Raw genomic sequence first — 588 nt, 5'->3', positions numbered from 1 at the left:
ACGACGCCAAGCAAAGTGTCCATCGCAAAGCCCTTGCCGTTGAGTGACGAGACCGTCATCGCCATAACAAAACAAACGCTCAATACACTCACAAACAATGGCGCAGAGAAGGTTAAAGATAATGCGATGCCGAGAACAGCCGCATGTGCCGTGGCATCACCAAAGTAGGCCATTCTTCGCCAAATGACGAAACAACCAAGCGGCGCTGCAGCCAGCGCGACTCCGACACTAGCGAGCGTCGCTCTAACTAGAAAGTCAACAAACATTTCCTGATTCCTTTTGCAGCATGCTCGCATTCGCGTGCTGGTGATCGTGATCATGATCGTGGCTATGGTGATTCTGATGCAAGTACAGGGCAGCCTCGTCTTTGTCTAAGCCGAACAGCGCTCGATATTCGGGCGACATACCAACAACTTCGGGCTTGCCTTCGCAGCAAATGTGGCCATTCACACAGATAACCCGGTCGGTCTGTCGCATCACAACGTGCAGCTCATGGCTGATCATCACGATGCCGCATCCTAGCTTCTGTCGAACGAGATTAATCTGTCGATAAAAGTCTGCCGCGCCACGATGATCTAAGCCTTGTGT

1 protein-coding gene and 1 pseudogene are annotated in these 588 nt (G+C 51.9%); both read right to left on the bottom strand.

Translation table 11 applies throughout. From position 1 onward, the window contains the following. On the bottom strand, positions 1-266 hold a 266-nt coding region (locus A3750_RS03405; RefSeq protein WP_197474852.1), incomplete at its 3' end, for a metal ABC transporter permease. After that, positions 256-588, bottom strand: a pseudogene (locus A3750_RS25790) (zinc ABC transporter ATP-binding protein); the annotation flags it as partial. The pseudogene A3750_RS25790 and the gene A3750_RS03405, both read right to left, overlap by 11 nt.

This window comes from Oleiphilus sp. HI0079 (assembly GCF_001635105.1).
The sequence above is the reverse complement of the archived record's forward strand: the minus strand, read 5'-3'. Positions and strand labels throughout refer to the sequence as shown.